We start from the raw sequence: 5,863 nt of genomic DNA on the forward strand, positions 1-5,863 counted from the left end.
ACCGGCTTGTCGGCGCTGCCGCCGGTGGGGCCGGCCACGCCGGTGACCGCCAGCGCCCAGTCCAGCGGCGCATGGGCCAGCAGGCCCTGGGCCATCTGCTGCGCCACCTCGGCGCTGACCGCGCCATGCCGCGCGATCAGCGCCGCCGGCACGCCCAGCAGCTCGGTCTTGGCCTCGTTGCTATAGCTGACCACGCCGCGCTCGAACCACTGGCTGGAGCCCGACAAGCTGGTGCAGGCGGCGGCGATCAGGCCGCCGGTGCAGCTCTCGGCCGTGCCCATGCGCTCGCGGCGCTGGATCAGCGCCAGCGCGATGCGGTCGATCAATTCATGTTCTTCGGGAAACAACAGCATGGTCTTCACCCCACAAGCGCGCGCCACAGCGCGATCACCAGCAGCGTACAGCCGGCCGCGACGAAATCGTCGAACAGGATGCCAAAGCCCTGGGCCCAGCCGACCGGCTTGCCGCGCTCGCCCTTGAACAAGCGGTCGGCCCAGCCCACCGGGCCGGGCTTGGCCGCGTCGAAGAAGCGGAACAGGCCGAAGGCCAGGGCCTGGCCCCACAGCCCCATCGGCATCGATAACCACAGCACCAGCCAGAAGGCCAGCACCTCGTCCCAGACGATGGCGCCGGGGTCGGGCGTGTTCAGATGCCGCGCGGTCAGCGTGCAGGCCCACCAGCCGATCACGGTGCCGATGCCAATCGTCAGCCCCCATTGCAGATCGCCAAGCCAGGGGTCCAGCGCCAGGAAGGCGACCCAGGCCCACAAGGTGCCCACCGTGCCCGGCGCCTTCGGCGACAGCCCGCTGCCAAAGCCCAGGGCGATCCAGCGCGCCGGATGGCCCCACATGAAGCGGGCGGTGGCGCGGCGCGGCGCGGTGCTCGATGCTTCTTCGTCCATCGTCATGACTTGAAATGATCAAAGGCCGCCGGCGTCTGCGGCAAGACCTGACCCTGGCCGTCGAGCACGCGCAGACCCGGCTCGGCCTCCAGCCGGCCGATCAGGGTCACCGGCGTGCCGGAGGCGGCAGCGGCGGCCTGCACGGCCGCGCGGGCCGTGGCCGGCGCGCTGAACACCAGCTCGTAGTCGTCGCCGCCGGCCAGCGTGCACAGGCGCTGCAAGGCCAGCGGCTGGCGGGCCAGCAGCGCGCTGCGCGGCAGCGTGTCGGCCAGCAGCGTGGCGCCGAGATTCGAGCGCTTCAGCACATGGCCCAGATCGCCGAGCAGGCCGTCCGAGACATCGATGGCGCTGTGGGCGATGCCGCGCAGCGCCTGGCCCAGCGCGACGCGCGGCGTCGGGCATTCCATCGCGCGGCGCGCCAGCTCGAAGTCCTCGCCCGAAGCCAGCGCCGCCGTGCCGCGAAACACCTCCAGCGCCAGCCGCGCATCGCCCAGCGTGCCCGAGACGTAGAGGTCATCGCCGGCCCGGCCGCCGCTGCGCAGCAGCGCCGTGCCGGCCGGCGCCTCACCCATCACCGTGATGCAGATATTCAGCGGCCCCGCCGTCGTGTCGCCGCCCACCAGCGCGATGCCGTGCGCATCGGCCAGCGCGAACAAGCCGCGCGCAAAGCCCGCCAGGAACTGCTCGTCCACCCGCGGCATCGCCAGCGCCAAGGTGAAGGCGCGCGGCCTGGCACCGCAAGCCGCCAGGTCCGACAGATTCACCGCCAGCGCCTTATGCCCCAGGCGCTCGGGCGCCACCGTCGAGAGGAAATGCCGGCCCTCGACCAGCATATCGGTCGACACCAGCCACTGCATGCCCGGCGTCGCCGCGATGACCGCGCAGTCGTCGCCGATGCCCACCGGCACGCCCGGCTGCGCCTCGGTCTCGCGCGTGAAGAAGCGCTTGATCAGATCGACTTCACCCATGGGGGGATTGTGTCAGCCCGGCCGCCAGCGAAGGACGCGGCCCAGGCGCGGAGAGAATGAATGATTACCGGCCACACGCACAGCGTTCACCATGCATTTGAAGTTCAGCCATATCGATGTCCTGGTCAAGGACCTGGAAGAGGCCTGCGCCTATTACCAACGGGTCTTGAATGCGCAGCTCTCCAAGACCCTGGTCTGGCAGCGCGACGGGCTGCATGTCCGCTATGCCATCGTGCGCATGGCGCAAGAGCGCTTCATGCTGGTGCAGCCGATCGCGGGCAATCTGAAGGAGCTGCTAGACGCCCAGGGCCCGGGCACCATCTACCGCCATTGCTACAGCACGCCCGATATCGAGGCGGCCTACGACAAACTGCTGGCTCGCGGCGTGCAACCGGAAGACGAAAACGGCAAACCTCTCGCCCGCGACCGCCTGCAAACCCCCAGCGGCGCCAGAATTCTCTGGCTGCCCAAGCAGTTCGGGCACTTCTCGATCGAGCTGCTGGAGGAGGCGGAGCTGGAACGCTTTGTTGAAGAGGCGTTTGACGGTGTTGGCATTGGCGCTGAAGGTCGGGGCTGACGGGCTGGGGTCAGGTGGCCGTTTGCAGATGGCACTCGTGCGTGAGAAGCAAGCACTTGATCAGATCGAACTCGGCTGACCTGCACTGAACTCTCCTTCTACCGAGCGTGTAGAGCGCAGCCTGAAGCTTGAGACTATGCGGCTTGATCCTTTGCCACCAGCCGCAACAACGAATGTTGCTCACGCTCCGTATTGACCGGGAACCTCTCGAACTCTTCTCCGCCCAGTCTTACGTCAGCGAAGATACCGGCAGGGTCTTCATGGAAGTGCAGATAGGGCTTGGATTTGACATAGAAGATGCCCGGCTTCTTCTCTTTCAACGCAGGCAGGCCTCGCAGCTTCGTCAGCAGTGTTTCCAACAAACCCAGCGTTGCTGCTCCTGCGTGCTTCATTCGATGTGACTCCGGCGAGGCCTACTGTTTGAGATGAGAGGCAAGCGAAGGAATGGCTAGGCCGCGCTCTGCATCTCCACGATTCCGTTAGCCTCCACAAGAACCTCAAATCCAAGCCGCTTGTAGAGCCGGAGCGCTGGATTGGCTTTGAGCACGCCGAGCAGCAGCTTCACGCCACTGGCCCGTGCCTCTCGCTGTATTTGGCGGACGACAGCTGTGCCAATGCCCCTCCCCTGAAACTCCGGCTCAATCTGCAGTTGTTCGATGGTCCACGAGCCTGCCGCTCGGACGACCTTGATCATGCCGACAGTGCGATCCCCCAGACTCAGGATCGAGCAGCACTCGAGCCTCGTTCGTGCGCGCAATTCGTGTTCTTCATACGAAAGATCCGTGCCCGCGTTGCGGATGTGCTGATGGATTGTGCGCAAACGCAGCTGTGTCAGGTAATCGACGTCGTGCGGCCTTGCGCCGAGGACCTTGATCTGTTGCATTGCGTCTCCCTGCGCGGCCCAACGAATGAAGCTGAGCCGCGAACCGAGGCTTGCCGGGGAACGTCGGTTCGGACGCGGGGTTAAGCCGCATCTCAGCGAAGCTCCTTGCGAACCACCAGCTTCAGCCCCGACCAGACTTCCGTGACGGCGCAGACTTTGATATCTACGAATCCAAGTGGCAACGCCAACTCGCGGATGGTGTCTTCTGTGATGGTGGTTGGAACCTTGGATGATTTCTTCGGCCAGGAGATCCATAGCGCAGCATCGGGCTTCAGCTTCCTGCGCAAAAGGCTCAGAACCTTGGCAAGTTCTTCTCTCTGGGTAACGAAGGCGTGAGCGATATCGACCTTTGAATCGGGCCGGGTGACAAACATCACGGCTGGTGGGAGTGGGGCCAACAGGCTCTCGTACTCCTTCGGTGCGTCAAGGGGCAGCACTCGATGTGCCTCTTTGATGCCGAGCTTCTTGAAAAGCGGCGTTCCAGAGTAACCGGCGGCGCTTGACGTTTCCATGCGGCTCAACGTACCTCTCGATGGAAAGGCCGCGCCATCACGCCGCCTCTGTAGGGGCTTGCTCAAACTGTGATCTCGTTCGCTGAACGCTGGCACGCCCTTCAAGCAAAGCGAGCCACTCGGCAAGAGATCTGCGGCCCTCAACTTCGGCTTTCCCCTCGGGCGCAAGCGAAAGGTATTTGAGCATTGGAAAGGCGTGAAGGTCCGCGAGAGTAAGGGCCTCCCCGGCCAAGTAGGGCGCACCCTGCTGCAGGGCACAGAGCGCATTCAAGGCGGTTCGAACCTGTGGCAAGGCCGCATCGATTACCTTTTCGTCCGGAAGCTTCCCTTGGAGCGGTCGACCGATACGCTCAACGAACACGCCCCAGACGGCGGGCCGATAAAAGTAGGAGTCGAGAATGCCAATGATCTGAGCTACGCGTGCACGCACCACGGGATTTGTTGGCTGCAATGCCGGGCCTTCATAGGCTTCATCGACGTATCGGCATATCGCTGCCGTCTCGTATAGGGAGATGGCACCGCAAACCAAAACCGGGATGCGTCCGAACGGATGGCGAGCGAGGTGCTCCGGGGGGACGCCACCTGGCCCGAAGATTTCCGTTTCCGTGAGTTGATAGGCAACCGACTTTTCCTCCAGAGTAAGGCGAGCGATTCGCGTGTAAACGCTGCGCGACAGGCCGTAGAGATTTATTCCGGTTGACATGGGATGGAGATACCTAGCGCGGCCAACAGTCAGCGTCTATCTGCCGCCGCAAGGCGCAGGCAATCGGCCGAGCATGGTTGGTGGCAGATAACCCGTGTTGAACTGAACCGCCGAGCCCGATGTCGCTGGCTGTTGGGATTGGATCGAATCTGACGAGGCCATGCGGCCAATTATGGGCGGGCGGTCAGCTGCGAGGTTGCGAAATTGCCCTCGCCACCCCTTTGGGGGATCGCTCGGCTCGGTCCAGCGTTGCGCGACGCATCGCTTGGTGGCCTGCCACATTCATCCGGCAAGACCCGCCCCCCGCAGGCCTGGGCAACGAACCTGAAGAAGCTCGCTTGGGGCTTCAGCTGTGGGCTCCGGGCGGCCCTCGTGCCCAAAGAAACCTGGGGGCATGCCTTAACTTTGCAGTACAAATTAAAGGCCTGACCCAATACCGTTCTCAACAAGGCCGTCTGTGGAGTGGCAGTCTGTTCTCTGTTCAGCTCTTCGTTCATCGATGTGCGCAATGGCAATCAGTCAGGGTCAGGTCTTGATGAGAAATTCAGTAGACGGTGTTGACGCGGCGGGAAGTCGCTGCAAGAGGTCAGGTTGCAGCGTGGAAGAAAGGAGGCTCTGCAAGGTAGATGCTTTGCTCTGCACCAAAACGGCTGACGCTGCGAAGAAGACGAAAGCCCAGGCGCTCCAGTAACCGAACCGATGGGGCGTTGGCCGATTGGGTTTCGGCGACCACTCGGCGAAGCCTCATGATGCCGAAGGCGTGAGCCAAGACCTGGTGAACGGTCTCTGTCGCGTAGCCACGGCCCCAATGCTCCGGCAGGAAGAGGTACGAAACCTCAAGATCTTGGAGATCATGGTGCTGATCAAGCACCACGATCCCGAGTAGGGACGAATTGCCTGGATTCGGGCGTACCGCCCATGCTCGGGCCTGCTGCGCCAACTCGGCTGCCCGTTGCTGGGCAATTTGTGGATCAACTGGGCCGCCGAGGAAGGAGCGAACTTTCGGCTCCGAAAACAGGCGCGCGACCGTGGGCAGATCGGCGACCCGAATTGAATCTAGGAGGCACGCAGCAGCAGCCATGAAAGCTAGACAAGATGGCTTCGTGACGCCGAGCGGCCCGACTCCTGCGATGCCGTAGGTTGCAGGCGCGGGGCCTGCAGAGCTACACCAATGCACCCGGCGGACGGGCTGCCGGGGCGTTGCAAGTTTGCGAGGAGTCGGGCCATGGAGAGCAAATCTAACAGCATCTTATTTGTCGGTCTGGACGTCCACAAGGACAGTATCGACATCGCCACGGCAGAGGCGCCGCGCGATGGTG

General features: G+C 63.6%; 9 protein-coding genes. 1 reads left to right on the forward strand and 8 read right to left on the reverse strand.

From position 1 onward, the window contains the following. From PO768_RS27465 to thiL, 3 genes are all read right to left on the reverse strand, one after another. The coding region (locus tag PO768_RS27465) for a CinA family protein (protein ID WP_272648593.1) at positions 1-353 on the reverse strand (353 nt) is incomplete at its 3' end. Between the two features lie 5 nt (positions 354-358). After that, complete coding sequence (locus PO768_RS27470) at positions 359-907, reverse strand: phosphatidylglycerophosphatase A family protein (protein WP_442953308.1); 549 nt, start codon at positions 905-907, stop codon at positions 359-361. Next, positions 904-1,869 carry a thiamine-phosphate kinase gene (gene thiL / locus PO768_RS27475; protein WP_272648595.1) on the reverse strand — a complete coding sequence of 322 codons (966 nt, stop codon included), beginning with the start codon at positions 1,867-1,869 and terminating at the stop codon, positions 904-906. Before thiL ends, PO768_RS27470 begins: the two co-directional genes overlap by 4 nt. A 91-nt stretch (positions 1,870-1,960) precedes the next feature. Between thiL and PO768_RS27480 the strand changes: the two genes are divergently transcribed. Beyond that, entirely contained in the window at positions 1,961-2,446 is a 486-nt protein-coding gene (locus PO768_RS27480) for a VOC family protein (protein ID WP_272648596.1), read from the forward strand. A 134-nt stretch (positions 2,447-2,580) separates the two neighbouring features. Here PO768_RS27480 and PO768_RS27485 read toward each other — a convergent pair whose 3' ends face one another. The 5 genes from PO768_RS27485 to PO768_RS27505 all read right to left on the reverse strand — a co-directional run bounded on the left by PO768_RS27485 (position 2,581) and on the right by PO768_RS27505 (position 5,625). Beyond that, positions 2,581-2,838: a hypothetical protein gene (locus tag PO768_RS27485; protein ID WP_272648597.1), complete on the reverse strand. Its 258-nt coding sequence runs from the start codon at positions 2,836-2,838 to the stop codon at positions 2,581-2,583. Between the two features lie 56 nt (positions 2,839-2,894). Continuing rightward, complete coding sequence (locus PO768_RS27490) at positions 2,895-3,329, reverse strand: GNAT family N-acetyltransferase (protein WP_272648598.1); 435 nt, start codon at positions 3,327-3,329, stop codon at positions 2,895-2,897. A gap of 92 nt (positions 3,330-3,421) precedes the next feature. Beyond that, positions 3,422-3,841 (reverse strand): DUF3052 domain-containing protein, encoded by a 420-nt coding sequence (locus tag PO768_RS27495; protein ID WP_272648601.1) that lies wholly within the window; start codon positions 3,839-3,841, stop codon positions 3,422-3,424. 37 nt (positions 3,842-3,878) lie between these two features. Then, positions 3,879-4,544 (reverse strand): glutathione S-transferase family protein, encoded by a 666-nt coding sequence (locus PO768_RS27500; protein WP_272648599.1) that lies wholly within the window; start codon positions 4,542-4,544, stop codon positions 3,879-3,881. A 586-nt stretch (positions 4,545-5,130) separates the two neighbouring features. Further along, a complete protein-coding gene (locus PO768_RS27505) occupies positions 5,131-5,625 on the reverse strand; it encodes a GNAT family N-acetyltransferase (protein WP_272648600.1) in 495 nt (164 codons plus the stop codon). Between the last annotated feature and the right edge of the window lie 238 nt (positions 5,626-5,863).

The organism is Paucibacter sp. XJ19-41, from assembly GCF_028462495.1.
Lineage (GTDB): Bacteria > Pseudomonadota > Gammaproteobacteria > Burkholderiales > Burkholderiaceae_C > Roseateles_E.

Bases quoted from the DNA above. Each gene is read 5' to 3' on its own strand.
- PO768_RS27485 (WP_272648597.1), bottom strand. From the start codon at position 2,838: ATGAAGCACGCAGGAGCAGCAACGCTGGGTTTGTTGGAAACACTGCTG.
- PO768_RS27490 (WP_272648598.1), bottom strand. From the start codon at position 3,329: ATGCAACAGATCAAGGTCCTCGGCGCAAGGCCGCACGACGTCGATTAC.
- PO768_RS27470 (WP_442953308.1), bottom strand. From the start codon at position 907: ATGACGATGGACGAAGAAGCATCGAGCACCGCGCCGCGCCGCGCCACC.
- PO768_RS27505 (WP_272648600.1), bottom strand. From the start codon at position 5,625: ATGGCTGCTGCTGCGTGCCTCCTAGATTCAATTCGGGTCGCCGATCTG.
- thiL (WP_272648595.1), bottom strand. From the start codon at position 1,869: ATGGGTGAAGTCGATCTGATCAAGCGCTTCTTCACGCGCGAGACCGAG.
- PO768_RS27480 (WP_272648596.1), top strand. From the start codon at position 1,961: ATGCATTTGAAGTTCAGCCATATCGATGTCCTGGTCAAGGACCTGGAA.
- PO768_RS27500 (WP_272648599.1), bottom strand. From the start codon at position 4,544: ATGTCAACCGGAATAAATCTCTACGGCCTGTCGCGCAGCGTTTACACG.
- PO768_RS27495 (WP_272648601.1), bottom strand. From the start codon at position 3,841: ATGGAAACGTCAAGCGCCGCCGGTTACTCTGGAACGCCGCTTTTCAAG.